Source organism: Roseovarius atlanticus, from assembly GCF_019802205.1.
In the GTDB taxonomy this organism is placed as follows: Bacteria; Pseudomonadota; Alphaproteobacteria; order Rhodobacterales; family Rhodobacteraceae; genus Roseovarius; species Roseovarius atlanticus_A.
Genome location: NZ_JAHVHQ010000002.1, coordinates 389,729 through 414,691 on the forward strand (window position 1 = coordinate 389,729; position 24,963 = coordinate 414,691).

Annotated in this window: 24 protein-coding genes; 5 read left to right on the forward strand and 19 right to left on the reverse strand. The window is 66.6% G+C overall.

Translation table 11 applies throughout. The features are described 5' to 3' along the window. Nucleotides 1-90: 90 nt before the first annotated feature. The 13 genes from KUV49_RS02020 to KUV49_RS02080 all read right to left on the reverse strand — a co-directional run bounded on the left by KUV49_RS02020 (nt 91) and on the right by KUV49_RS02080 (nt 12,634). The gene (locus KUV49_RS02020; RefSeq protein WP_222451385.1) at nt 91-2,541 is read right to left on the reverse strand and encodes an FAD-dependent oxidoreductase; all 2,451 of its coding nucleotides are present in this window, start codon (nt 2,539-2,541) and stop codon (nt 91-93) included. After that, entirely contained in the window at nt 2,534-3,208 is a 675-nt protein-coding gene (locus KUV49_RS02025; protein WP_222451386.1) for a hypothetical protein, read from the reverse strand. Before KUV49_RS02025 ends, KUV49_RS02020 begins: the two co-directional genes overlap by 8 nt. Beyond that, on the reverse strand, nt 3,205-4,104 hold the full coding sequence (locus tag KUV49_RS02030; RefSeq protein WP_222451387.1) for a homocysteine S-methyltransferase family protein: 900 nt from the start codon (nt 4,102-4,104) through the stop codon (nt 3,205-3,207). The genes KUV49_RS02025 and KUV49_RS02030 overlap by 4 nt, the downstream gene beginning before the upstream one ends. A gap of 22 nt (nt 4,105-4,126) precedes the next feature. Then, nucleotides 4,127-5,197, reverse strand: coding sequence for an alcohol dehydrogenase family protein (locus KUV49_RS02035; RefSeq protein WP_222451388.1), 1,071 nt, complete (start codon nt 5,195-5,197; stop codon nt 4,127-4,129). After that, nucleotides 5,194-5,823: a LysE family translocator gene (locus KUV49_RS02040; RefSeq protein WP_222451389.1), complete on the reverse strand. Its 630-nt coding sequence runs from the start codon at nt 5,821-5,823 to the stop codon at nt 5,194-5,196. The genes KUV49_RS02035 and KUV49_RS02040 overlap by 4 nt, the downstream gene beginning before the upstream one ends. 72 nt (nt 5,824-5,895) lie before the next feature. Next, nucleotides 5,896-8,340, reverse strand: coding sequence for an FAD-dependent oxidoreductase (locus KUV49_RS02045; RefSeq protein ID WP_222451390.1), 2,445 nt, complete (start codon nt 8,338-8,340; stop codon nt 5,896-5,898). 114 nt (nt 8,341-8,454) lie between these two features. Beyond that, nucleotides 8,455-8,835, reverse strand: a complete 381-nt coding sequence (locus KUV49_RS02050; RefSeq protein WP_222451391.1) for a GFA family protein — start codon at nt 8,833-8,835, stop codon at nt 8,455-8,457. Next, nucleotides 8,832-9,200 carry a GFA family protein gene (locus KUV49_RS02055; RefSeq protein ID WP_222451392.1) on the reverse strand — a complete coding sequence of 123 codons (369 nt, stop codon included), beginning with the start codon at nt 9,198-9,200 and terminating at the stop codon, nt 8,832-8,834. Before KUV49_RS02055 ends, KUV49_RS02050 begins: the two co-directional genes overlap by 4 nt. Then, nucleotides 9,193-9,594 (reverse strand): GFA family protein, encoded by a 402-nt coding sequence (locus KUV49_RS02060; protein WP_222451393.1) that lies wholly within the window; start codon nt 9,592-9,594, stop codon nt 9,193-9,195. Before KUV49_RS02060 ends, KUV49_RS02055 begins: the two co-directional genes overlap by 8 nt. A gap of 1 nt (nt 9,595) precedes the next feature. Continuing rightward, nucleotides 9,596-10,216 carry a LysE family translocator gene (locus KUV49_RS02065; RefSeq protein ID WP_222451394.1) on the reverse strand — a complete coding sequence of 207 codons (621 nt, stop codon included), beginning with the start codon at nt 10,214-10,216 and terminating at the stop codon, nt 9,596-9,598. Between the two features lie 10 nt (nt 10,217-10,226). Beyond that, nucleotides 10,227-10,775, reverse strand: a complete 549-nt coding sequence (locus KUV49_RS02070; protein ID WP_222452048.1) for a helix-turn-helix domain-containing protein — start codon at nt 10,773-10,775, stop codon at nt 10,227-10,229. Between the two features lie 161 nt (nt 10,776-10,936). Next, nucleotides 10,937-11,392, reverse strand: a complete 456-nt coding sequence (locus KUV49_RS02075; RefSeq protein WP_222451395.1) for a GAF domain-containing protein — start codon at nt 11,390-11,392, stop codon at nt 10,937-10,939. 69 nt (nt 11,393-11,461) lie between these two features. Next, a complete protein-coding gene (locus KUV49_RS02080) occupies nt 11,462-12,634 on the reverse strand; it encodes an acetyl-CoA C-acyltransferase (RefSeq protein WP_222451396.1) in 1,173 nt (390 codons plus the stop codon). 112 nt (nt 12,635-12,746) lie between these two features. On the opposite strand from KUV49_RS02080, the gene KUV49_RS02085 reads away from it, so the two are divergent. The 3 genes from KUV49_RS02085 (at nt 12,747) to KUV49_RS02095 (ending at nt 15,347) form a co-directional block, all read left to right on the forward strand. Then, complete coding sequence (locus KUV49_RS02085) at nt 12,747-13,085, forward strand: STAS domain-containing protein (RefSeq protein ID WP_152490995.1); 339 nt, start codon at nt 12,747-12,749, stop codon at nt 13,083-13,085. Nucleotides 13,086-13,094: 9 nt separating this feature from the next. Further along, complete coding sequence (locus tag KUV49_RS02090; RefSeq protein WP_222451397.1) at nt 13,095-13,541, forward strand: ATP-binding protein; 447 nt, start codon at nt 13,095-13,097, stop codon at nt 13,539-13,541. A gap of 228 nt (nt 13,542-13,769) precedes the next feature. Then, on the forward strand, nt 13,770-15,347 hold the full coding sequence (locus tag KUV49_RS02095; RefSeq protein ID WP_222451398.1) for a gamma-glutamyltransferase family protein: 1,578 nt from the start codon (nt 13,770-13,772) through the stop codon (nt 15,345-15,347). A gap of 54 nt (nt 15,348-15,401) precedes the next feature. Here KUV49_RS02095 and hspQ read toward each other — a convergent pair whose 3' ends face one another. Continuing rightward, complete coding sequence (gene hspQ / locus KUV49_RS02100) at nt 15,402-15,728, reverse strand: heat shock protein HspQ (RefSeq protein WP_152490992.1); 327 nt, start codon at nt 15,726-15,728, stop codon at nt 15,402-15,404. A gap of 201 nt (nt 15,729-15,929) precedes the next feature. Here hspQ and KUV49_RS02105 point away from each other — a divergent pair, with 201 nt between their 5' ends. Next, a complete protein-coding gene (locus KUV49_RS02105; RefSeq protein ID WP_222451399.1) occupies nt 15,930-16,523 on the forward strand; it encodes a lytic transglycosylase in 594 nt (197 codons plus the stop codon). Nucleotides 16,524-16,539: 16 nt separating this feature from the next. Here the strand turns inward: KUV49_RS02105 and KUV49_RS02110 are convergent, their stop codons facing one another. The 5 genes from KUV49_RS02110 to KUV49_RS02130 all read right to left on the reverse strand — a co-directional run bounded on the left by KUV49_RS02110 (nt 16,540) and on the right by KUV49_RS02130 (nt 23,621). Then, complete coding sequence (locus KUV49_RS02110) at nt 16,540-17,136, reverse strand: LolA family protein (protein WP_261391460.1); 597 nt, start codon at nt 17,134-17,136, stop codon at nt 16,540-16,542. A 112-nt stretch (nt 17,137-17,248) separates the two neighbouring features. Beyond that, a complete protein-coding gene (locus KUV49_RS02115) occupies nt 17,249-17,827 on the reverse strand; it encodes an exopolysaccharide biosynthesis protein (protein WP_222451401.1) in 579 nt (192 codons plus the stop codon). An 85-nt stretch (nt 17,828-17,912) separates the two neighbouring features. Next, nucleotides 17,913-20,888 carry a DNA translocase FtsK gene (locus KUV49_RS02120; protein ID WP_222451402.1) on the reverse strand — a complete coding sequence of 992 codons (2,976 nt, stop codon included), beginning with the start codon at nt 20,886-20,888 and terminating at the stop codon, nt 17,913-17,915. A gap of 15 nt (nt 20,889-20,903) precedes the next feature. Beyond that, nucleotides 20,904-22,085, reverse strand: coding sequence for an aminotransferase class I/II-fold pyridoxal phosphate-dependent enzyme (locus tag KUV49_RS02125; RefSeq protein ID WP_222452049.1), 1,182 nt, complete (start codon nt 22,083-22,085; stop codon nt 20,904-20,906). Between the two features lie 207 nt (nt 22,086-22,292). Further along, on the reverse strand, nt 22,293-23,621 hold the full coding sequence (locus KUV49_RS02130; RefSeq protein WP_222451403.1) for an amidase: 1,329 nt from the start codon (nt 23,619-23,621) through the stop codon (nt 22,293-22,295). 87 nt (nt 23,622-23,708) lie between these two features. On the opposite strand from KUV49_RS02130, the gene KUV49_RS02135 reads away from it, so the two are divergent. After that, entirely contained in the window at nt 23,709-24,959 is a 1,251-nt protein-coding gene (locus KUV49_RS02135; RefSeq protein ID WP_222452050.1) for an FAD-dependent monooxygenase, read from the forward strand. Nucleotides 24,960-24,963 lie beyond the last annotated feature (4 nt).

The following is a 24,963-nucleotide window of genomic DNA, read 5'->3' on the forward strand; positions in this document are numbered from 1 at the left end:
TGGGGGCCAGCCCCCAAACCCCCGGAGTATTTCCCGAACAGTGAAAGCCGCCCGCCTTTCATCCGTTCTGGAATACCCTCGCCCGAGCCATCAAGCCTTCACGCGCTCTGATTTCGGGTCGTACATCGGACGCAAAGACGCCTCCGCCTTCACCCGCGTCCCCGCCACGTCGATCTCGTAGCTCGAGGCCAGCACCTGCTCGGCGCTTTCGCCCTTGCACGGCACATATCCCATCCCGATCGCCCCGCCCAGGTGATGACCATACGCCCCCGAACTGAGATAGCCCACGATCTCCCCGTCCCGCAGCACGGGCTCGTTATGATAGAGCATCGGCTCGGGATCGGTCAGCCGGAACTGCACTAGTCGCTTGGCCAGCCCTGCCTCCTTCTTGCGCAGTACCGCATCACGCCCGATGAACGATGGTTTCGAGGTCTTCACCGCAAAGCCCAGCCCCGCCTCCAGCACGTGATCCTCGCAGGTGATGTCATGCCCGAAATGCCGGAACCCCTTCTCGATCCGGCACGAATCCATCATGTGCATCCCGCAAAGCTTCAGCCCATGCGCCTGCCCCGCCTCGTATAGCGTCTCGAACGCATGCCCCGCCATATCGGCACCGATGTAAATCTCCCAGCCCAGTTCTCCGACGTAGCTGACCCGGTGCACACGGGCGAGCCCCATGCCCAGTTCGATCTCCTGCGCCGTGCCGAACGGGTTGGCCGCGTTGGAGAAATCATTCAGGCTGACCGCCTGCATCAGTTTCCGCGCATCCGGCCCCATCACCGCCAGCACGCCTTCGCCTGCCGTCACATCGGTGATCACGACGTTGAAATCGCCCCGGTGTCGCTCCATCCAGGTCTGGTCCGCCAGCCGAGTCGCCGCCGGCGTCACCACCAGATACGCCGTCTCGCTCAGCCGCGTCACCGTCACGTCCGCCTCGATCCCGCCGCGGTCGTTCAGGAACTGGGTGTAGACGATCTTTCCATTCGGCACCGAATAGTCGCCGCCACCCACATGGTTCAGGAACGCCTCCGCATCAGGCCCCTCGACCCGGATCTTGCCGAAGCTCGACATATCGTACATGCCCACGCCGGTACGGATCGCTTTATGCTCTTCGGCGGCATTCTCGAACCAGTTCTGCCGCCCCCAGCCATAGCGATACTCCCGCTCCTGGCCGTCCTTGGCGAACCAGTTCGCCCGCTCCCACCCGGCGATCTCTCCCATCACCGCGCCCTGCTCCAGCAGGTGATGATGGAAGGGCGAGCGCCGCACGCCCCGCGCCGTGCGTTTCTGCAAATAGGGGAAGTGATCGGCGTAGAGCAGCCCCAGCGTCTCCTTCGAGCGTTCAAAAAGGTAGTGCCGGTTCCCCTGGAACGGCTGCATCCGGGCAATGTCCACGTCGCCCAGGTCGAATGGCTTCTCGCCGCTGTCCATCCACTGGCTCAGCGCGTGCCCCGCGCCGCCCGCGCTTTGAATCCCGATCGAGTTGAACCCGGCAGCCACCCACACATTGTCCATCTCCGGCGCCAGCCCCAGGTGATAGGCATCATCCGGCGTGAAACTCTCCGGCCCGTTGAAAAACGTATGTATCCCCGCCTCGGCAAGCATCGGCATCCGGTTGCAAGCCGCTTCGAGGATCGGCTCGAAATGGTCGAAATCCTCGGGCAGCTGGTCGAACTCGAAACTGTCGGGAATGCCGTTCATCCCCCAAGGCTTGGCGTTCGGCTCGAACGCGCCCAGCAGGATCTTGCCCGCGTCCTCCTTGTAATAGGCGCATTCGTCCGGCACCCGCAGCACCGGCAATTGTCCCAGCCCGTCGATGGCCTCGGTGACGATATAGAAATGCTCGCAGGCGTGCAGCGGCACGTTCACGCCCGCCATGCGCCCCACTTCGTGGCCCCACATGCCAGCACAATTCACGATCATGTCGCAGGCAATATGCCCCGTCTCGCCGCCCGCATCGGCAGCCCAGTCCACGCCCGTCACCCGGCGGCCATCCCGCGCGATGCCGGTGACCTTCACCCGCTCCTTAACCAGCGCCCCGTTCTGCCGCGCCCCCTTGGCCAGCGCCAGCGCGATATTGGCCGGGTCCGCCTGCCCGTCCGTCGGCAGCCAGACACCCCCGGTCACGCCATCGAGGTTGATATGCTCGTATCTCTGCTTGATATCGTCCGGCGACAATTCCTCGACTGGCACGCCAAAGGCCCGCGCCATGGCCGCCTGACGGTTCAGTTCCTCGCGCCGCTCCGCCGTCAGCGCGACCGAGATCGACCCGCCCTGCCGCAGGCCCGTCGCCACGCCGGTCTCGTCCTCCAGCCCGCGATACAGCTCCGCCGAATACCGCGCCAGCTTGGTCATGTTGGCACTGGCCCGCAGTTGCCCGATCAGCCCCGCCGCGTGCCATGTCGTGCCGCTGGTCAGCTGCTTGCGCTCCAGCGACACCACGTCCTGCCAGCCCAACTTGGCCAGGTGATAGGCCACGGAACAGCCCACCACGCCGCCACCGATGATCACCACGCGGGCGTGCTTCGGAAGATCACTCATCCCCTGTCTCCTTGAACGAGGCGTAAAGATTTTGCCACTGGTTGGTCATCGGCCCCACCGTGCGCCATTCGACGTGCAAGTCATCGCGCTCGAAATGCCGGTCCACCCAGTCCTCGACCGCCTGTGGCCGAGACATCGAGAAATTGCTCGCCCCGATCTCGAAAAGCGGCAGGTCCGCGTCGATCTCGCAGGCGCGCCCGAATTCATCCTTCGCCTGCACCTGTAAGCGGTACCTGTCGGGCGGCACATGGCTCAGCGAAAGTTTCAGCACATCCGTCGACCCGAATGATCCCTCCTGGATCGCCGCCGGCGCCTCCTGCACATCAGGCGCCCTGTCCCAGTCGAAATCGACCGTCACACCGTCCAGCGCGCCCCGGTCCCGGCTGGCCAGATCGGCCTCCCTGATCGTCAGCCATTCCACGGTGATCGCCGGTTCCAGAAGGTACGCCATATCCGCGTCGCCGCTTTCGTCCGGGATTTCCTGCGCCCGCGCCGCGATCATGATTTGCAGTTGGACGCCCTCGGTCTCCTGCTCGTTCTCAAAACTCTTCCACAGGATGAACTTCGCATGGCTCACCTCGAAATCCAGCCGCCCGAACTCCGCGGCGTCATAGCGGAACCGCCCGCTCGCCGGGACCATGCCGGGGGGCAGCGTGGCGTCGGTCATATGATCTCGTGCCCCGCCGCCTGCAAACATCGGGCAATTTCCGCAATATGCGCCGGCCCAATCTCGCAGCAGCCGCCCACGATGGTGGCCCCCTGCGCGACCCAGCCCATGACATATTCGGCATAATCCAGCGGCCCCATGTCCTTGCGCTGCTCCAGCGCGTCGACGGTGGGCGCATCGCCCAGAAAGCCTTCGCTGATCTCCGAGAACCCGTTGCCATAGGCGCCGAACGGCACGCCGAACCCCTTGATCACGTCCAGCGCGGCCCCGATCACCTCGGGCCGCGAACAGTTCACCAGCACCGCGTCCGGCGCATGTCTTGCGACGGTCTCCGCCAACGCCTCCACCGGCTCGCCCGAGCGCAAGCGCGTGCCGTCATGATCGTCCACGCTCACCGCCAGCCACACCGGCAGGCCCTGCCCCGTCACGGCCCTCAGCGCGCCCTCGGCCTGATCCACCGACGACATCGTCTCCAGCAGGAACAGGTCCACGTGGTCCTTCATCAAACCGACCGGCTCGGCATACATCTTGGCGGCCTCGGCGGGGGGCGGGCAGGTCTCGGGCTTGTAGGACTGCACCAGCGGCCCGATGGCCCCGGCCACCCGGCCCTTGCCGCCACTCGCCGCCCGGGCCCGGCGCGCGGCCCGCACCGCGGTGTCGGTCAGTTTCCCGATCTGCTCCTGCAACCCGATCCGCTCCAGCCGGTCGCGCAACACCGCATAGGTGTTGGTCGTGGCCACCGTCGCGCCGGCGGCGAAGTATTCCAGGTGCACCTCGCCCACCAGCTTGGGATGGTCGATCATCACCTGGGTCGACCACAGCGGCGTCGCCCGGTCGCCCGACCGTTTCACCAGCTCCTGCCCGATCGAGCCGTCCAACAGCGTTACCTGTGCCATGTCTTTCCTTTCGCGCCCTTGTTCAGATGTCGATGCCGTCCGGGATCAGCACCAGCTTCCCGGCATGCCGCTTCGACATGAACTCTTCCTGCGCCCTGTCAATCTCCTGCATGGGAAACGTCTTGGCGATCAGCGGTTTCACCGCCCCCTGCCGCACCATCTCGACCAGCCGGGCAAAGACCGCACGCGACTGGAAAGTGCAGCCGTGGATCGTGATATCCCGCAGGTAGATGCGCCGCAGATCCGCCTCCACCACCGGCCCGGCGATGGTGCCCGCCACCGCGTAATGCCCGCCCGGCCGCAGCGCGTCGATCAAGGCGCCCCAGCCCGGCCCGGCCACCAGGTCGATCACCGCGTGGAACGTGTCGGCGGGCGGCACGTCGTCCCGCCCGATCACCGCCACCGCACCCGCATCGCGCACGCACTCGGCCTTGGCTGCCGAGGCCACGCCGGTCACCTCCGCCCCCAGCGCCGTGGCCAGCCGCACCGCCGCCAACCCTACGCCACCGGAGGCGCCGGTGATCAGCACCTTCTGACCGGCCGCAACCCCGGCCCGGTCCAGCAGCCCCGCCGCCGTACCGAAGGCACAGGGAATCGCGGCCAGTTCCACGTCGCTCAAAGGCGCGTCGCTCACATCGTAGAGATCCCCCTCGGGCACCACGCAAAACTGCGCGAACGCGCCATCGATTTCCGACCCCAGCGCCTCGAACCCCACCGGGTTGTCGTCGGTCGGGCGCGGCTGGTTGATCGGGCAGATCACCCGCATTCCCACGGCCACCGCGCTCACGCCATCGCCCAGCGCCACGACCTCACCGCACAGGTCCCCGCCCTGGATCAGCGGAAACTCCAGCGCTCCGGACCAGCCGCCCGCCTCGACCCCGTCCTGCAGCTCGCCCGTCGCGCCCTTCACGTCGGCAGAGTACCAGCCTTCGCGCGTGTTGATGTCGGTGTTGTTCACCCCCGCCGCCAGCACCCGCACCAGTACCTCTCCCGGTCCGGGCCGGGGCACCGGAATGTCGTCGCGCCATTCCAGCGCCTCCGGCCCGCCGTGACGGGTCAGGTAAACGCCGGACATGGTCTCGGGAAGGGTCATCGTGCCGCCGCACCCCTGTCGAGGTCCTTCAACCCCAGGAGCACCGCCGCCCCGACCATCAGCGCGCCCGAGACACGGTTGATCCAAACCCCCGTCAGCGCCTTCACACGCCCCAGCGTCCGCGTCGCCGCCCAGCCCCACAAGAGCAGCACCAGACCGTCCACCACCAGGTAGGTCACGCCCAGCACCAGCAATTGCGGCAGGATCGGCGCACCCGCGTCGATGAACTGCGGGAACAGCGCCCCGAAGAACACCACCGCATAGGGGTTTGCCGAGGAGGTGACAAAGCCCTGCCGAAAAAGCCGCCCCTTCGCCACCGCCCCCGGCGCCTCGGACGCGCCCCGCGTCAGCATCAATCGCAGCCCGATCCAGACCAGGTACGCCACCCCGGCCCATTTCACGACCCACAGCGCATCTGCATTCGCCGCGATCACCGCCGTCAGGCCGAACGCCGCCAGCGTCATCTGCACCGCGTTGGCGCTCAGGTCGCCCGCAACCGTCGCCAAGGACCGGCGCAGCCCGTGCCGCAGGCTGTTGGAAATGATCAGCAACTGGCTGGTATCCGGCGGCGTCAGGAAAAACGCCGCCAAGACGCCAAGGTAGATCAGGTAGGTCTCGATACTCATCGTCTTTCCTTTCGTTTGTCCGTCCCGGGCTTGACCCTGCCTGCCCCGGGCTTGACGCGGGGGACCTCTAGCTCACGCCGTCAGCCTTGCATTCTCCGGATCCCAAAGCGGCTGATCCGGCTGCACAACCGCCTTGCGCCGCTCGCCATAGATCTCCACTTCAAGCTCCGTGCCGGCCGTCGCCACGTCCGTCCGCAGCATCGCCAGCGCCACGCTGGCGTTCACCCGGTAGCCCCAGGCGCCGCTCGTCGTCTCGCCCACGATCTCGTCCCCGCTCCAGATCGTCGACATGTAGGGCGCGTCCACCTCCCCCGCGTCGATGATCAGCGGAGCAAAGGCTTTCTTCCGGCCTTGCTGCTTCTCCGCCAGCAGCGCCGCCTTGCCGGTGAAATCCTGCGCCTTGTCGAACTTCACGAACCGCTCCAGCCCGGCCTCGAGCATCGAGTAATCGGTGCTCAGGTCGCCCTTCCACGCCCGGTACCCTTTCTCGATCCGCAGACTGTTCAGCGCATACATCCCGAACGGCTTCGCGCCCGCGTCCAGTATCGCCTCGTAGATCGCCGGCATCTCGGCATTCTCCGCATGCACCTCCCAGCCCAGCTCGCCGGTAAAGCTCACCCGGATGAGGAAGGCAGGCCGCCCCGCCACGGTGCAATGCTGATGGCTCAGCCACCCGGCCTCCAGATCCGCATCGCTGATCCCCGCCAGCACCTCGCGGCTCTTCGGCCCCGCCACCAGCAGTGCCGACCGCTCGGTCGTCGTTTCCGTCACGGTCACACCGTCAGGCACGCTCCCGCGGATCAGCTCCCCGTCATGCCACTGCGCCGTGGCCGCGGTGATCAGAACGAAATCGTTCTCCGCCAGCCGGATACAGGAAAACTCCGTCACGATCCGGCCTTTCGCGTTGGCAACGTAAACCAGGTTCATCCGCCCCACCTTGGGCAGCCCCCCGGTCACGAAGCCGCGCAGCCAGTCGTCGGCCCCCGCGCCCTCGACCCGGAACCGTGAAAAGCCCGGCAGGTCCAGCACGCCGCAGGCATCGCGCACCGCCTCGCATTCCTCGCGGATGCGCTGCTCCCACGGCCCCTTGCGGTTCCACGTATGGGTGCTGTCCTCCGACGTGTCGTCGCCCGGCTGAGCGAACCAGTTCGCCCGTTCCCAGCCATTATAGGCCCCCATCACGCCGCCCAGTTCCAGCACGCGCCCATGATTGGGCGACAGCTTCTTGTCGCGCCCCGCCGGCCATTCGTGCCACGGGAAGTGCATGGCGTATTCGTTGCCGTAGACCTCCATCCCCTTGGCCACGCAGTAATCGTAATCGGTGTAATCGGTGTACCGCCTCGGATCGACCGCCCACATGTCCCACTCGGGCGCACCGTCCACGATCCACTCGGCCAGAACCTTGCCCGCGCCACCACCCTGCGCGATCCCGAAGGTAAAGACACAAGCCTCGAACGCGTTTTTCACCCCCGGCATCGGCCCCAGCAGGGGCAGCCCGTCGGGCGCATAAGGGATCGGCCCGTTGATGATCCGGCTGATCCCCGCCGTACCCGCCACCGGCACCCGCTCCATGGAATCCGCCACGATATCCTCGATCCGCTCCAGATCATCCGACCACAGCTGAAAGCTGAAATCCTCGGGCATCGGGTCCGATGGCTCGGCCCAATGCGCCCGGCAATTCGGCTCGTAGGGGCCGATGTTGAACCCGTGCTTCTCCTGCCGGAAGTAGTAGGACACGTCGACGTCGCGCAACAGCGGCAGCTTGCGGCCGGTCTCCTTGCTGTGCGCCTCGATCGCGGGGATCTCGTCGGTCAGCACGTATTGATGGCTCATCACCATCATCGGCACCGTCCGCCCGCCATAGGGCTTGAACCACTCGCCCACTTTCTGGGCATAATACCCGGCCGCGTTCACCACGAAATCGCAGGCGATATCGCCCTTGTCCGTATGCACGATCCAGCCGTCGCTATCCTGGGTCACCCCGGTGGCCGGGCAAAACCGGGCGATCGTCGCCCCCATGTCTCGCGCGCCCTTGGCCAGCGCTTGTGTCACCTGCGCCGGGTCGATATCGCCATCGTTCGGGTCATAGAGCGCGCCCACAATGTCATGCGTCTCGATGAACGGATACCGCGCCTTGATCTCGTCGGGGGTCAGGATTTCCAGCTCCATCCCCTGGTGCCTGCCCATGCCGCGGGCACGCTCGAACTCCTGCATCCGCTCCTTGGAATGCGCCAGCCGGATCGACCCGGTCTGGTGATAGTTCATCGGGTAGTCGACCTCGTCCCCCAGCCGGGCATAAAGCTCGGTGGAATACCGCTGCATGTTCATGATGCCCCAGCTGGTCGAGAACGTGGGCACGTTCCCCGCCGCGTGCCAGGTGCTCCCGGCGGTCAGCTCGTTCTTCTCCAGAAGAACGCAATCGCTCCAGCCTTTTTTCGCCAGGTGATACAGCACTGAGCACCCCACGACGCCCCCGCCGATGATGACCACTTTCGCCTTTGTCGGCAGATCAGCCATTTTTCTTGCCTCCCAAGTAAGACGGCCACCAGCGCGCCGCCCGTTTTCCATCATTTCCGTCCGCAGTGACCGCCCCGGCAGCCCGGCCAACGACGCACCAGGGCACGTCCCGGCTCACGCCTGCCCTGCCTGCGGCAACCCGTCCGCGATGTCGTAATAGTCGCCCCTGTCCGCGACAAAGATATGCCCCGCCATCGCCCCGCCCGAGGGCGCGTCGATCAACCCGGCTTCCAGGCTCGTCCAGCCGTCGGGATCCTCGAACCACAGCTTCGTGCCGCAGCGTCCGCAAAAGGCGCGCACCGCGCCGCTCTCGTGGACGAACCGCGTCACGTAGCCCTGCCGGACCCAGCGCAGCGGCACATCGTCCACGTCCACGCTGGCGGCGTGGAAACCCGAATACTTCCGGCACTGACCGCAATGGCACGCCGTCACCGGCCCGGCCGCGCGGTCAAGCTCGAAGGCGTTCGCGCCACACAGACAGGACCCGGTGATCATTTCTGCGGAACCCCGTCCGCGATCTCGTAGTAATCCCCCTTGTCGGCGGTGAAGATATGCTTCTCCAGCCGCAGCCCCGTGGGTCCGTCCAGCGCCCCCAGGGCAAAGCTCATCGTGTCCTCGTCATGCGCCTTCCAGAACAGGAACGCCCCGCAGGTCGCGCAGAACCCCCGCTTGGCCTGTGGCGTCGCCTCGTACCACGTCACCTCGCCGGTGATCTCCAGGTCCGTCTCCGGCACGAAGGCCGACGACCACACATGCCCCGATTGCTTGCGGCACTGCCCGCAATGACAGGCCGACACCCCCTGCGGCGCACCCGTCACGCTGAACCGGATATTTCCGCACAAACAACTTCCCTCAAGCATTCTCACCTCCACTGAACCGCGCGAACTGCGGCAGCCCGTCGCCGATGTCGTAATAATCGCCCTTGTCCTCCAGAAAGACATGCGCCGTCATCTTCAGCCCATGCCCCGGCTCCAGCGATGCCGCGGCAACCACCGTGCGCGGCGCATCTTCCGGCTTCCAAAACAGGCCGGTCCCGCAAATCCTGCAAAATCCCCGCCGCGCCGTGTCGCTGGACTGAAACCAGGCCAGCCCATCGTCGCGCTCCATCACCAGGCCCTCGTCCGCCACCGAGGTCGCCGCCCAGTAAAACCCCGACTGCTTGCGGCACTGCCCGCAATGGCATCCCAGGATGTCCCTGGCCATGCCCTCCAGCCGGAACGCCACCGCCCCGCACAGGCACGCGCCCTTGATCATCTCACGCCCTCCCCGGCGTCGAAGCCGCGCCCAAGAGCACGCCGTAGATCACGAAACACGCCGCCAGCCCCCGGCGCAGCCACACGTTGAACACCGCCCCCAGCGCCGCCCGGCCCAGCCCCGCGCCCAGCGCGGTGTATCCGATATAGCTCAGCGCGGTCAGGCTCAGCGCGGTGGGAAAGATCACCCACATCTGGCTCCAGATCGGCACGTCCGGCTGCACGAACTGGCTGAAGGCGGCCAGGTATCCCGCCACGCTCTTGGGGTTGATCGTGGCGATGGCAAAGGCCCGCCAGTAGATGCTGCGCCCGTCCGGTTCGGCCACGACCATCTGCCGCCGCGCCATGATCCAGCCGCGTATTCCGAGGTAGATCAGGAACCCGGCCCCGATGAATTTCGCCACCTGGAACGCTTCCGGCGAGGCCGCGATCAGCGCCGTCACCCCCGCCGCCGACAAGGTCAGGAACAACGCCGCCTGCGTCAGGATCGCCGCCACCCCCCACAGGCTGCGGCGAAACCCCAGCGTCATGCCGTTGGTGATGCAATTGACCGCATTGGGCCCCGGCGTGGTCACGAACACCACCCAGAACAGCGCGAAGACGGTCCATCCTTCCAGGCTCATGCCACCCCCCTCAATAGACCGGCGGCGCGATCACCCAGATCGCGACGCACGGCGCGTCATAGGGGTTGGCCCAGGCATAGGTTTCATGCCGGATACGGAAACTGTCTCCCGGCCCGACGCTGAACTCCTGCCCGCCAATGCTCAGGTCCAGCCGCCCGGAAACGACGTAGCCCACCTCCTGCGTCGGTCGCGTGGCCGGGCGCTGCATCTTCGATCCGGGACGGAACGTGGAGTGAATCACCTCGAAATCGTCGCTCAGGTCCGGCGACAACAACTCCTCGATCAACCCTTCCTCGCTCGAACCCATCCGCCGCCGCGAGCCCTCGCGCACGATGATGCCCTGCTCTTCCGCCGGGGCGCTGGCATGGGCGAACAGGAACGACATCGGCACGTCGAACGCGCCAGCAATCGCCCGCAGGTCGGAAATCGACGGCTCCGACAGGTCCCGCTCCACCTGGCTCAGCCAGCCCACCGACCGGCCCAACGCCTGCGCCATATCGCTCAACGTCAGCCCCCGTGACTTGCGCAAGGCCCGCAGATCGGCCCCGAGGCTGCGCATGGCGGAGATCTGGCTCTGTTCCAAAGGGCACTCTTCCCGTGAAATTCTTCGGTCAATTTTCACGCTGCGCGAGTCGCGTGAAAAAATCAATCAAAATTTCACTGTCCCCGAAGTACGCCCACCGGAGGCTTCGCCCCCGCACCGCGTATGTCGGCAAGTCTCTACAGGCGTCCGAACACCATCCTGAGGATCGCGCCCAGCCCGTCGGCATCCGCCGCGTCGAACGCGGCCGGCCGGTCGCTGTCGATATCCAGCACGCCCAGCAACCGCCCCTGCCCGTCGCGCACCGGCAGGACGATCTCCGACCGGGTGGAACTGGCGCAGGCGATATGCCCGTCGAAACTGTCCACATCGTCGACCAGCTGCACCTCGCCGGTCCGCGCCGCCGCCCCGCAGACCCCGCGCGAAAACGGGATCTGCAAACAGCCGTGCCCGCCCTGGTAGGGCCCGATCTTCAACAGCTCCGGCGCCGTCACCCGGTAGAACCCGGTCCAGTCGAAGCGCGCGTCCGCGTGGTGCAACTCGCACACCACCGTCGCCATCAGGGCGACCTCATCGGTCTCGCCCTCGGTCAGCGCCCCGATGGTCTTCGCCAGGTCTTCATAATCCGCACGCATCACGCACCTCCCCCGCCAAGAGTTTTCATGAAAACTCTTGGCAAATCTTTTCCCAAAAGATTTGCGGCCTCAGACCCGCTCGATCGCGATGGCCGTGCCTTCGCCCCCGCCGATGCAGATCGCCGCGACACCACGCTTGAGGTCGCGTTTCTCCAGCGCGTTCAGCAGCGTCACCATGATCCGCGCCCCGCTCGCCCCGATGGGATGGCCCAGCGCACAGGCCCCGCCATGCACGTTCACCTTCTCGCGCGGCAGGCCCATCTCGTGCATGAATGCCATGGGCACCACGGCGAAGGCCTCGTTCACCTCCCACAGGTCCACGTCGTCTTTCGTCCAGCCGATCCGTTCCAGCAGCTTCTGCGCCGCGGGCACCGGCGCCGTGGTGAACCATCCCGGCGCCTGCGCGTGGCTGGCATGGCCCGGGATCCGCGCCCGCACCTTCAGCCCCTGCGCCTCTGCGGCCTCGCGCGAGGCCAGCACCAGGGCCGCCGCCCCGTCGCTGATCGAGCTCGAATTGGCCGCGGTCACCGTCCCGCCCTCGCGGAACGCAGGCTTCAGTTGCGGTATCTTCTCAGGCCGCGCCTTGCCGGGCTGCTCGTCCGTCTCGACCACGACCGTGCCCTTCCGCGTCTCCAGCGTCACCGGCGCGATCTCGCCCGCGAACGCGCCCGACTTCTGCGCCTCCAGCGCCGCGTCCAGCGACCCGATGGCATAGGCATCCTGCGCCTCGCGGGTGAACTGGAACTTCTCGGCGCAATCCTCGGCGAAGGTGCCCATCAAACGCCCCTTGTCGTATGCATCCTCCAACCCGTCGAGAAACATGTGGTCGATCACCTGCCCATGCCCGATCCGCGCCCCGCCGCGCATCTTGGGCAAGAGGTAGGGCGCGTTCGACATGCTCTCCATGCCGCCCGTCACCATCGTGTCGGTATGGCCCAGCGCGATCTGGTCGAACCCGATCATCGCCGCCTTCATGCCCGAGCCGCACATCTTGTTCAGCGTGGTCGCCGGCACCTCCTCGCCGAGGCCCGCCTTGAACCCGGCCTGCCGCGCCGGGGCCTGCCCCTGGCCCGCCGGCAGAACACAACCCATTAACAGCTCGCTCACGGTCGCGGCGCCCGCATCCTTCAGCGCCGCGGCAATCGCCGCGCCGCCTAGGACGCTGGCCTCGACGCCATCGAAATCCCCCTGGAAGCCGCCCATGGGCGTTCGGGCCGCACCCGCGATCACAACCTCTTTCATGCTGACTGTCCTTTCGTCCTTGGGTGCCGCGCCGGGAAAGCTCACGGGGCCAAACGGTTTGGTAAGGAATTGCGCCTAGGCTGCGCGCAACATCCATGTGTCCGGAGGCATCATGCAACTCACCTGCGCCACTCACAACAACATCAACGTTATCACCGTCGAAGACAACCGGATCGACGCCGCCTCCGCCATCCGGTTCAAGGACGAGATGCGCCGCCTCACCGAAGATGGCCCGGCCCACGTGGTGCTCGACCTCTCCGGCGTGGCGTTTGTCGATTCCAGCGGCCTCGGCGCCATCGTCGCCTCGATGAAGCAGATGGGCGACGGCCGGCGGCTCGACCTGGCCGGCCTGACGCCGGACGTGGCCAAGGTCTTTCGCCTGACGCGCATGGATTCGATCTTTGTCATCCACCCCGACATGGCCGCGGCGCTGCAACGCGCGGCGGGCTGATCCGGGGCCGTGGCCGCCACCGCCCCCTCCCTGCCCGACCCGCTGATCTCGTGGTGCACGACAGCGACGAACCTGCACGTGCGCGACTTGGTCGAAAGCCTGGCCAGCCACCTGGACGAGGCCGGGATCGACAGGGACCTGCGCGGCTCCATCGCGCTCGCGGTCAGCGAAGCGCTCAACAACATCACCGAACATGCCTATGCCGACCGCGCGCCCGGTCCGGTCACCATGACGGTCGACCTGCTGCCCGACCGCGTGGACGTGACCCTGATCGACAGCGGCCGCGCCATCCCCGGCCAGGATCTGCCCCCGGCCCACCTGCCGGACAGCGCCGGCCCCCGGTCGAACCTGCCCGAAGGGGGATTCGGCTGGTTCCTCATTCACAGCCTGTGCCGCGACCTGACCTACACCCGAACGTCAGGACAAAACACGCTCAGCCTGCGGTTTCCGCGCTGAAACTCGCGGCGCTGCAAACCGCGCCACCAAATCGCCCAATTCCCATCGCAACGCCGCCCCAAAGCCCCCGCATATACCAACCTGTAGCTGCATATGGCTTCCCTCGGCGCCGCGTTTAACAGCCCCCACCCAGTGCGCGGCGTCGAGGTACTTCTTCTTCCCATCACATTGGCATTCCCGAACGCGCCCCCTAAGGTGCCGCACAGCATTGCAATCAACGGGAAAACCATGCGCGACTTCCAACGTCCCGGCCGCTCGGCCGTCCTCGCCACCAACGGCATGTGCGCCACGTCGCACCCCCTGGCCGCCCAGGCCGCCATCGACATTCTGAAACGCGGCGGCAACGCCATGGACGCCGCCGTTGCCGGCGCCGTTCTGCTGGGCATCTGCGAGCCGCAGATGACCGGCATCGGCGGCGACTGCTTCGCGTTGTTCACCAAGGCAGGCAGCGACGACATCCATGCGCTGAACGGCTCCGGCCGCGCCCCGGCCGCCGCCAGCGCCGCCGACCTGCGCGCCCGCGGCCTCGACACCGTGCCGTTGCATGGGCCCGAAGCGGTCACCATCCCCGGCGCGGTCGACGCCTTCTGCCACTTGTCGGACGCGCATGGCAAACTGGGTCTCGACGCCCTTCTGCAACCCGCAATCCACTACGCCGAACAGGGTGTGCCGGTGGCCCCCCGCGTTGCCAATGACTGGCCCCGGGCCGCTGAATGCCTGCAGGGCCACGGCCTGACCCATTACACCAACGGCGGCCAACCGCTGAAGCAGGGCGAGATGTTCCGCGCCCCCGGACAGGCCGAGGTGCTGCGCCGAATCGCCCGCGACGGGCGCGACGCCTTCTACAAGGGCGAGGTGGCCGACGACATGGTCGCCACGCTCAACGCCCAGGGCGGCGTGCACACCGGCGACGATTTCGCCGCCACGGCCGCGACGCCCACAGATCCCATCAGTGGCAGCTATGCCGGCATCGACCTGGTCGAGCATCCGCCCAACGGCCAGGGCGCCACGGCGATTCTGCTGCTCAACATCCTGGCCCAGTTCGACATCGCGTCGATGGACCCGTTCGGCACAACGCGCGCCCATATCGAGGCCGAGGCGACCAAGCTGGCCTATGACGCCCGCAACCGCTTCATGGCCGATCCCGACCGCACCGCGCGGCTGGATCACATGCTGTCGATGGACACCGCCCGCGCGCTCGCCGCCCTGATCGACCCGAAAAAGGCGATGCCGTCCGCGACTACGCTCAGCGAGGCCGTGCACCGCGACACGATCTACATCACCGTGGTCGACCGCGACCGCATGGCGGTGTCGCTGATCTATTCCATTTTCCACGGGTTCGGCTCGGGTATCGCGTCGGAAAAATTCGGCATCCTGCTGCAAAACCGCGGCGCGGGCTTCACGCTCGAAGAGGGCCACGCGAACGAGATGAACGGCGGCAAACGCCCGATGCACACGATCATACCCGGCATGCTGCGCGAGGGGGGCCGCGTCACCATGCCCTTCGGCGTGATGGGCGGCGCATACCAGGCAAACGGTCACGCGCGCTTTGTCTCGAACCTGCGCGATTTCGGCCTGTCCCCGCAGGAGGCCATCGACGCGCCGCGCTGTTTCCCCGACGCGGGCGAGCTTCGGGTCGAAACCGGCTACGTGCCGGACGTGCACCGCGAACTGGCAGATCTCGGCCACAACGTGGTCGAGGCCGACGAGGCGATCGGCGGCGCCCAGGCAATCGAGATCAAGGAAAACGGGGTCCTCGAAGGCGGCTCCGACCCGCGCAAGGACGGCTGCGCACTGGGCTACTGACGCCGCACACCGGCGCCAAAAAACCGGCATGGGGCGCGGCACCGCGCCCCGGCCTCAGTTCAGTTGGAAATGCAGCGGGTACTGCCCGTCCTCGAACGGGCCGAAAAGGTCAGGAATGTCAGGGTGCCCCACCGGCTCGCCCGAATAGTCGGCGATCAGGTTCTGTTCGCTGACATAGGCCACGTAATAGGTCTGATCGTTCTCGGCCAGCAGGTGATAGAACGGTTGATCCTTCACCGGGCGGCTGTCCTCGGGAATCGAGTCGTACCATTCCTCGGTGTTCGCAAACTCGGGATCCACGTCGAAAATCACCCCGCGAAACGGATGTTTGCGGTGTTTCACGACCTGTCCCAGGTGATATTTCGCGCGTGTCTTCAACATTCTGATAGCCCCTAACGACACACTGTACTGCGTTCAACCGAGTTTTGTCCAATCGCCGTGCGCAATTTCTCGGGAAACAGTCTGTGAACCGCCGTCAGACAGTGCCCCTCTTCCGTCCCGACCCGAAGGCCCAAATCCGGCATTTCCAAGCGCCGAAATTTTGGTTAAACTGGAAAGAAAAACAAACATAGCGAGAGGCAGATGAGCAGACGTCTTCGCACGATTCTATCAATGGTGGCCCTGGCCACCCTGAACGCCTGTGGTGGTGGTCCCAGCGGCCCGCCGCCCGACAATCTGGACAATGCCTGCGCCATCGTGGCGCAGAAACCGCATTACCTGCGGGCCTTCCGCGCGACCGAGCGTCGCTGGGGCGTGCCGGTGCCGGTGCAGATGGCCACGATCTACCAGGAAAGCAAGTTCGACGGCGAGGCGCGCACGCCCTTCCGCTGGACCCTCGGCATCATCCCCATGGGCCGCCAAAGCTCCGCCTACGGCTACAGCCAGGCGCTCGACGGCACGTGGGACGAGTACGTGAAGGACGGCAACCGGGCCGCGCGCCGCAACGACATCCGCGACGCGACCGACTTCATGGGATGGTACATGGCGCAGTCGAACCAGCGCCTGGGCATCCCGATGCACGACGCCCGCAACCACTACCTCGCCTATCACGAGGGGCGCACGGGATTCAGCCGGGGCAGCTACAACGCCAAGCCATGGCTCTTGCGCGTCTCGGGAGAGGTCGGCCAGCGGGCCATCGTCTACGATCAACAGCTGCGGGCCTGCGGGCGGCGCTGATGCGCCGCCCCCACCCTCAGCGGTCGGTCTGTGTGAACTTGTCCTTGCCGGGAATGACGAACCTGTCGTTGCCCAGCCGCACACCCTTGGTCAGATCGCCAAGGACAACCGTCGTGCTGCTGCCGCCGCTGTCGTTGATGACCCATTGACGCAGCTCCACCGGGTTGCCGGTGAAGACCAGTTCGATATTGCCGTATTCCGGGTTGGCCGGGTCCTGCGCCCGGACCGTCGTGGTCTTGCCGTCGCTGGTGTGGCCGGTGACCATGCGGGCGCGGCTGAAATCGACATTGCGCTCAAGGATGATCTTCAGCGGCGTACGGTGCAGCGGATAGGCCTCGCCGCCGGTGTTCGACTTGGGGTCGATGATGCCCACCGTGCTGCCATCGGCCACCACCAGCGTCTGTTCCGGCGGGTTGTACTCGAACCGCACCCGCCCGGGCCGCTTGATATAGATCTGCCCCGTGCTGATCGTGCCGTCATCGTTGATCTGGGTAAATTCGCCGGTCGCCGAACTGAAGCTGTTCAGATACTGCGAAATCTCGTTCAACGACAGCTTTTCGGCCATCGCGGGCGTGGCCATCAGGAAAGTCAGGGCCAAAGCAACCATACGCATGAGGGGAAACCTCTCCTTTTTCATTCTCGCCAAAAGATAGGCGCACACACGACGTTATGCGATAGCAATCGGCGCAAATGCGCGTGAACGCCCTTTTTTCCGGTCCAATGCATCAGAACGGCAGAAATCGGATCGCCGCGAAAAGCGCCCCGGCGCTGGCCGCGAAGGCCACCACCATCAGCACTCCGTCCCGCACCGTGATCGCCAGACCCAGAAGCGCTATGGCCGCGAACGGAATGAGCGCCGCGAAGGGCACCACCTCCAGCGGCGGGATCATCGCGCACAGACCCACCACGACAAGCGCCGCCGCAAGCTGCGCCGGACGCCCGGTCAACGCCTCGAGCCTGTGACCGAAATGCCGGTCCATCCACTCTGCGGCAGGGCGCGCCTTGTCGACCGAACGCGCGACCTTGTCATCGGTCACCGCCCTGTTGCCGATCCGGTCCGGCATCCAGAAACTGCGCCGCCCGAAGAGGATCTGCACCGCGATGAGAATCAGAATGATCGCAAACAGTGTCGGCACGCCCGGGATGCCACCCAGGGGCGACGCGCCCAACAGTGCCGTCACGAAGATGATCGGCCCGAATCCACGACCGCCGATCGCGTCGACCACATCCCCGACCGAGACGGTGTCCCCGCCATCGGCCAGGTCGTCGATCTCGTTCAGCAGCGTCTCGGCATCTCCGGCCATTCACCCGTCCTTCTTCGCGTTGGCGTTTTCTTGCACGCCAACGCAACAGACCGGCAAACGTTTCCCCTCGGCCCTTTTCGGGGCGTTATTGCTCGGGCACCAGGATTTCCCGCTTGCCCACGTGGTTCGCGGCACTCACGACACCCTCATCCTCCATCTGCTCGACCAGGCGTGCCGCCTTGTTATAGCCGATGGCCAGCTTGCGCTGGATATAGGAGGTGCTGCATTTGCGGTCGGTGATGGCGATCTGCACGGCCTGATCGTACAGCGCGTCCTCGCCATCGGTGTTGCCGCCCGTCGACAGGCCCAGGACCGCGTCGATCTTGTCGGCCTTCTCGTCCTCGGGGCCGTCCTGCACACCGCCCACGTAAACAGGCGGGCCAAAGGCCTTGAGGTGGTTGACCACCTCCTCGACCTCCTCGTCGCTGACGAACGGCCCGTGACAGCGGGTGATCTTGCCGCCGCCCGCCATGTACAGCATGTCGCCCATGCCCAGCAGTTGCTCGGCGCCCATCTCGCCCAGGATCGTGCGGCTGTCGATCTTGCTGGTCACCTGGAAGGAAATCCGCGTCGGGAAGTTGGCCTTGATCGTGCCCGTAATGACGTCCACCGACGGCCGCTGCGTGGCCATGATCAGGTGAATGCCCGACGCCCGCGCCATCTGCGCCAGCCGCTGGATACAGGCCTCGATCTCCTTGCCGGCCACCATCATCAGGTCCGCCATCTCGTCGACGATGACCACGATGAAGGGCATCTTCTCGGGCGCGAACTCCTCGGTCTCGAACACCGGCTCGCCGGTCTCGTCGTCGAACCCGGTCTGCACCGTCCGGCTGAACATCTCGCCCTTGGCCAGCGCATCGGCCACGCGGCTGTTGTAGCCGTCGATGTTCCGCACGCCCATCTTGGACATCTTGCGATAGCGGTCTTCCATCTCCGCCACGACCCATTTCAGCGCCACCACGGCCTTTTTCGGGTCGGTCACCACCGGGCTCAGCAGGTGCGGAATGCCGTCATAAACGCTCAGTTCCAGCATCTTGGGGTCGATCATGACCAGCCGCAGGTCCTCGGGCGTCAGTTTGTAAAGCAGGCTCAGGATCATGGTGTTGATCGCCACGGACTTACCCGAGCCCGTCGTCCCCGCGATCAGCAGGTGAGGCATCTTCGCCAGGTTCGCCACCATCGGGTCGCCGCCGATATCCTTGCCCAGCGCCAGCGGCAGCTTCTGGTTGCCGTCGCCATAGTCGCGGCTCGACAGGATCTCGCGGAAGCTGACCATCTCGCGGTTGTCGTTGGGCAGCTCGATGCCGATCACCGACCGCCCCGGCACGGTGCTGACCCGCGCCGACAGCGCCGACATCGACCGCGCGATATCGTCCGCGAGACCGATCACCCGGCTGGCCTTCAGGCCCGGCGCCGGTTCCAGCTCGTACATCGTCACCACCGGACCGGGGCGCACGCTGACGATCTCGCCCTTCACGCCATAGTCGTCCAGCACCGTTTCCAGCATCCGGGCGTTCTCCTCCAGCGACTCGTCGCTCAGGTGATGGCGCTGGATATTGACCGGGTTGGTCAGCAGGTTCAGCGGCGGCAGCTCGTACTCGATCTGCGGTTTTTCCTCGAATTGCAGCTTGGGCTGCGCCTCGGCCTGCGCCCGTGCGGAGGGCTGCGGCGCGCGGCGCGGCGGATGCTGCACGACCTTCTTCGGCTCGGCGGCAGGCACCTCCTGGGGGGTCGCGGCGCGGGTATAGACCGGCACCTCCGGCTCCGCCCCGTAGCTGTCATATGCGCCGTAGCCGTCGTCGATCACCTCGTCCTCCGGCGCCGCCTCGACCATCTCCTGCATCGGTGCATGAACCGGCGCATGGGTCGCATCCGGCACGGCGTGCTCCGCGGTCAGCGGCGGCTCGGCCCGCACCGCGCTGCGCGGCGCGGTGTTCAGGATCAGCGGGTCCGGCCCCCGGCCACGGCCACGGGTCAGCGGCGCGACCGTCTCGACCTGCACGGCGGGGTTCTTGCGCACCCGGCTCTTGATGACGTCGGCAATCTTGGCGCTCACGCGGTCGCCGCTCGGCGCGGGCATGTCGGGCATCTCGGACGCCTCGATCAGTTCCGGCTCCGGCGTGCGCTCGGGCCGCCGCATCAGCGACGGCATCCGCGACAACAGCCCGCCGGTCTTTTCCGGCGCCTGGCTCACCTCGTAGCCGGGCACAGCGGTTTCGACCGGCGCGGCATGGCCCTGGTGCCGGACGGCTCCGGCCAGGGCGGGCTCGGCACGGCGCACCCGCGGCTCGGGCACGGCGGCCTCGGCCAGGGCCAGCTCATGGGCCTCGGCGCGTTCCTGCATCCGGCGGTCCCAGCGCTCTGCGGCCTTGGCCTGGGCGGTCTTCGCGGCCCCTGCCGCCACCCCGCCGCTGCGGGCCAGCACGGCGCGCAACGTGGCATAGGTCATGATCGTGCCAACCACCAGGAACCGGGTGATCTGCGACAGTTCCAACCGGCTGAACCCCAGGATGAACGCGCCCAGCGCCACCATCCCCACCGCCAGAAGCAGCGACAACAGCTTCAGCCCGAAGGTCGCGCTGATCGGCAGGAAACCCAGCACCGTGCCCAGCGCCATTTCCCCGAACAGCCCGCCATAATCGAAACTGTGCGACGCCGACCACTCCGCGCTCGGCTCCAGCGACGAGGCATACATCGCCAGAAGCGCGATCCAGATCGGCGCATAGATCAGCCGGCCAATCGCCCGGTCCTGGCCCCGGTGCAGGGCGAAACGCACACCCCACGCCCCCAGGACAATGGCAAGGCCCCACGCGCCCCATCCCACGATCATGAACAGCGGCGCCGCAATCGACGCCCCCATCCGGCCAAGCAGGTTCTGCACCGGCGCGTCCGTCGCGGCCATCCAGCTGGGATCATCGGGGTTGTAGGATGCGATCATCATCGCGGCGGCCAGACCCAGCGCCAGCAGCGCAAGTCCCAGAAGTTCCTTGCCTCGCTTCTCGATCGCCTCCGCCATCGAGCTGTCCAAAAGCGGGTCACGTCCGCGCGTCTGATATGCCATGTTGCCTCTTCCTCGTTAATTATAAAGACAGTCACGCAGCTGCGTCAGGCCGCGTGCCACCTCTTTCTTTGGGGCCACCATCGCGACCCTTATGTATGCATGGCCGGGGTTCAGGCCCCCGGCCTCCTGCGCCAGGTACGCGCCGGGCAGCACCCGCACGCCTGTCTCTTTCCACAGTTTCAGCGCCGCCGTCTCGCCATCCTCGACCGGCAGCCACAGGAAAAACCCCGCCTCGGGGCTCTGGTATCCCGGCACGCCGTCAAAGATCTCATCGGCCAGCTTGTATTTCTCCCGGTAAAGCCCGCGGTTCACCTCGACATGCTTTTCATCGGCCCAGACCTTGGCCGCCGCGTGCTGCAACGGCAGCGGCAGCGGCGTGCCCGCATAGGACCTCAACTGCCGGATCCGCTTCATGCTCTGCGGCCCCGACGCCACGAACCCCGAGCGCAACCCGGCCAGGTTCGACCGTTTCGACAGGCTGTGAAACGCCACCACCCGCTCGGGGTCGGCCCCCATCTCCTTCGCGACTTCCAGCGCGCCCACGGGCGGCGCATCGCGGTAGATCTCCGAATAGCACTCATCGGCGAAGACCTTGAAATCGTGCTTTTCCGCCAGCCCGATCAGCGCCTTCCAGTACGCCGCATCCGCCACCGCGCCCTGCGGGTTGGACGGCGAGCACAGATACGCCACCGTCACCCGGTCCAGCACATCGGCGTCCAGGCTGGCGAAGTCCGGCAGGAACCCCGTCTCGCGCGTCGCCGGCAGGAACATCGGCTCGGCGCCCACACTGAGGGCGGCCACCATGTAAACCTGGTAGAACGGGTTCGGCAGCAGCACGATCGGCTGCTTGCCGTTCTTGGTTTCGGGCGACAGCGTCATCATCGCGTTGTAAAGCCCCTCGCGCGTGCCATTCAGCGCCATCACATGCCGGTCCGGGCTCAACTCCACGCCATAGCGCCGCGATACCCAGTCGCAGAACGCCGTGTTCAGCGCCGGAATGCCCTCGTTCACCGGGTACTTGCGAAACTCCTCCGCATGTCTCTCGATCACATCCATGATCCAGCCCGGAAAATCGTGCTGCGGCTCGCCGATGGTCATGTGGATCACATGACCGCCGGGATCGTGCACGTCCAACAGGGTCCGCAAGCGCGGAAACGCATATTCCGGAAGGTTCGAAAACCGCTCGGGAAACATCAACACTGCCTCTAGGTTACGGGATCGTTGTCGCCCCGTTTGGATCAAATCTACAAAAGCCCCCGCGTTGCGTCCAGCAAAACCAACCGGGGGTCCGGGGATTGTGGCATTTTTGGCAAGAGGTTAGCGGATACCTCTAAAGTAGGCCAAGTATTGTGGCCGGCTTGCATCAGCCGGGCAACATTTTGCGTCCAGTAACGATTTTGCCCGTCAGGCCAGCGCCGCCTCGGCGGCCTTGGCGACCCGCAGAATCCGCTCCTCGCCGAAGGCTTCGCCGCACATCATGAGCCCGCAACCGGGCGTCCCGGTCGGCAGGTTGACGGCCGCCAGCCCCATCAGGTTGCCCACCCGCGTGTTGCGCAACGCCAGCAGATTTTCGGTCACGTAATAGTCGTCGTCGGTCATCAGCCGGTCCACCTCGGGCGGCAGGTTCGGCGCCGTCGGCATCAGCACCGCGTCATAGGGTTTCATCCGTTCCGCCCACTGGAGGCGCAGCGCCGCCAGCAGGTTCCAGCCCGCCACGTAATCGCAGGCGCGGAACTCCCGCCCGGATTCGAACCGTTCCCGGATCGGCTTGAACATCTTGTCCGGGTTGGCCGCAATCACGTCGCCCCAGATGCCATACGCCTCGGACGTGAACAGGATCGCCGACAGCGGCATCGCCTGTTCGGCCTCGGGCGACTCGACCTCCTCAATCCGCGCGCCGGCCGCCTCCAACCGCTCAAGCGCGCTGAAATAGGCGTCCCGCGGCGCGTCGCGGATGTCGTCGAACACCACCGACTGCAACGCCGCAAAGCGCATCCCCTCCAGCGACACGCCCTCCAGGTCCGCCGCCCGCCCGCCTTCCAATGCGGCCAGCACCAGCGCGCAATCCTCGACGCTGCGGCCCAGCGGCCCCACCGTGTCGAACTTCGCGCAAAGCGGCACGACCCCGCCCAGCGACACGCGCCCCGAGGTGGTCTTCAGCCCCACCAGATCGTTCCACGCCGACGGGATTCGCACCGATCCGCCCGTGTCCGAACCGATGCCGCAGGCCGCCAGCCCATGCGCCACGCTCGCCGCCGCGCCAGAGGACGAGCCCCCCGGCACCAGCTTCGGGTCATTGATATTCGGCGGCGTCGCCGTCATCGGGTTCAGCCCCAGCCCCGAAAACGCCAGCTCGCTCATATGGGTCTTGCCCAGGCAGACCAGCCCGGCGGCGGTGGCGTTGCGCAGCACGTCCGCATCCCGCTCCGGCACCCGGCCCTTCAGCAGGCGCGTGCCCGCCTCCGTCGCCGTACCGGCACTGTCAAAGAGGTCCTTCCAGCTGACCGGCACACCATCCAGAGGCCCCAGCCGCCGCCCGGCCTGCGCCCGCGCCTCTGCCGCCTGCGCCTCGGCCCGGGCGCGGTCATGGGTGACCACCGAATAGATCTCGTCCCGCGCCGGATGCGCATCGATGGCCGCCAGGTACGCCTCGGCCAGCGCCACCGGCCCGATCTCGCCCGCCTCGATCCCGCGCCCCAGCTCCGCCGCGCTCATCGTCAGCCACTCGTTCATCCCGGATCCTCCGCGCTCCTGCAAAATCGCCTGCATGAATGCAGATGCCTCGGCGCAAGGCAAGCCCACCCAATGACAATCCGGCGCATGGACAATCCGGCCCGCGCCGACATATTGAACCGCATGGACCATGACAGCGATATCCTGATCGTCGGCGGCGGCCTCACCGGCCCTGCGCTGGCACTGGCCGCGGCGCAGGCGGGCCTGACCGTGACCGTCATCGACACCCTGCCCCAGGCCGTGCGCGAGGATGCCGCCTTCGACGGTCGCGCCTACGCTCTGGCGCTGGCCTCGGTCCGCCTGCTGAGCAATATCGGCATCTGGACCCGCGTCGCCGACAACGCCCAGCCCATGCTGGAAATCAAGGTCTCCGATGGCCGCGCCGGCGAAGGCGCCGCCCCCTTCTTCCTGCATTTCGACCATGCCGAGATCGAGGAAGGCCCCATGGGCCACATGCTCGAAGACCGCTACCTGCGCCGCGCGTTCCTCGAGGCGATGCAGGGCGAAGGCCGCATCGCGCAGGTGACCGACACCGTCACCGCGCAGGACGTCTCTCCCACCGGCATCACCCTCACCCTCGCCTCCGGCAAGACCCTCGCCGGCCGCATCGTGGTGGGCTCCGACGGGCGCGCCTCCGGCACCGCGCAACGCGCCGGGATCGCCCGCACCGGCTGGAATTACGGCCAGACCGCGCTGGTGGCCGCCATCGAACACGAGCTGCCCCATAACGGCATCGCGCACCAGTTCTTCATGCCCCCCGGCCCGCTCGCTATCCTCCCCCTGCCCGGCAATGTCAGCTCCATCGTCTGGTCCGAGACCGAGGCCACTGCGGCCCGTTTCGCCGCCCTGGACGATGCCGACTTCATGGAGGTCCTGCGCCCCCGCTTCGGCGATTTCCTGGGCGACATATCCCTGCGCGGCAAGCGCTTCACCTACCCGCTGAACCTCACGCTCGCCAACGCCTTCGTGGCAGACCGCCTGGCGCTGATCGGCGACGCGGCGCACGGGATGCACCCCATCGCCGGCCAGGGCCTCAACGCCGGCCTGCGCGACGTGGGCGCGCTGGCACAGGTCCTCACCGACGCCACCCGCCGGGGCGAGGATTTCGCCGCATCGGACGTACTGGCCCGCTACCAGCAATGGCGCCGCTTCGACACCGCGACGCTGGCGGTGACGACCGACCTCACCAATCGTCTCTTTTCCAACGACAACCCCCTCCTGCGCGCCGCGCGGGATCTCGGCATGGGTGCTCTCTCGGCCATGCCCGCCCTGCGCCGCACATTCATCCGCGAGGCGGCGGGCCTGACCGGCGACCTGCCGGAGCTGATGAAGGGCTAAACCG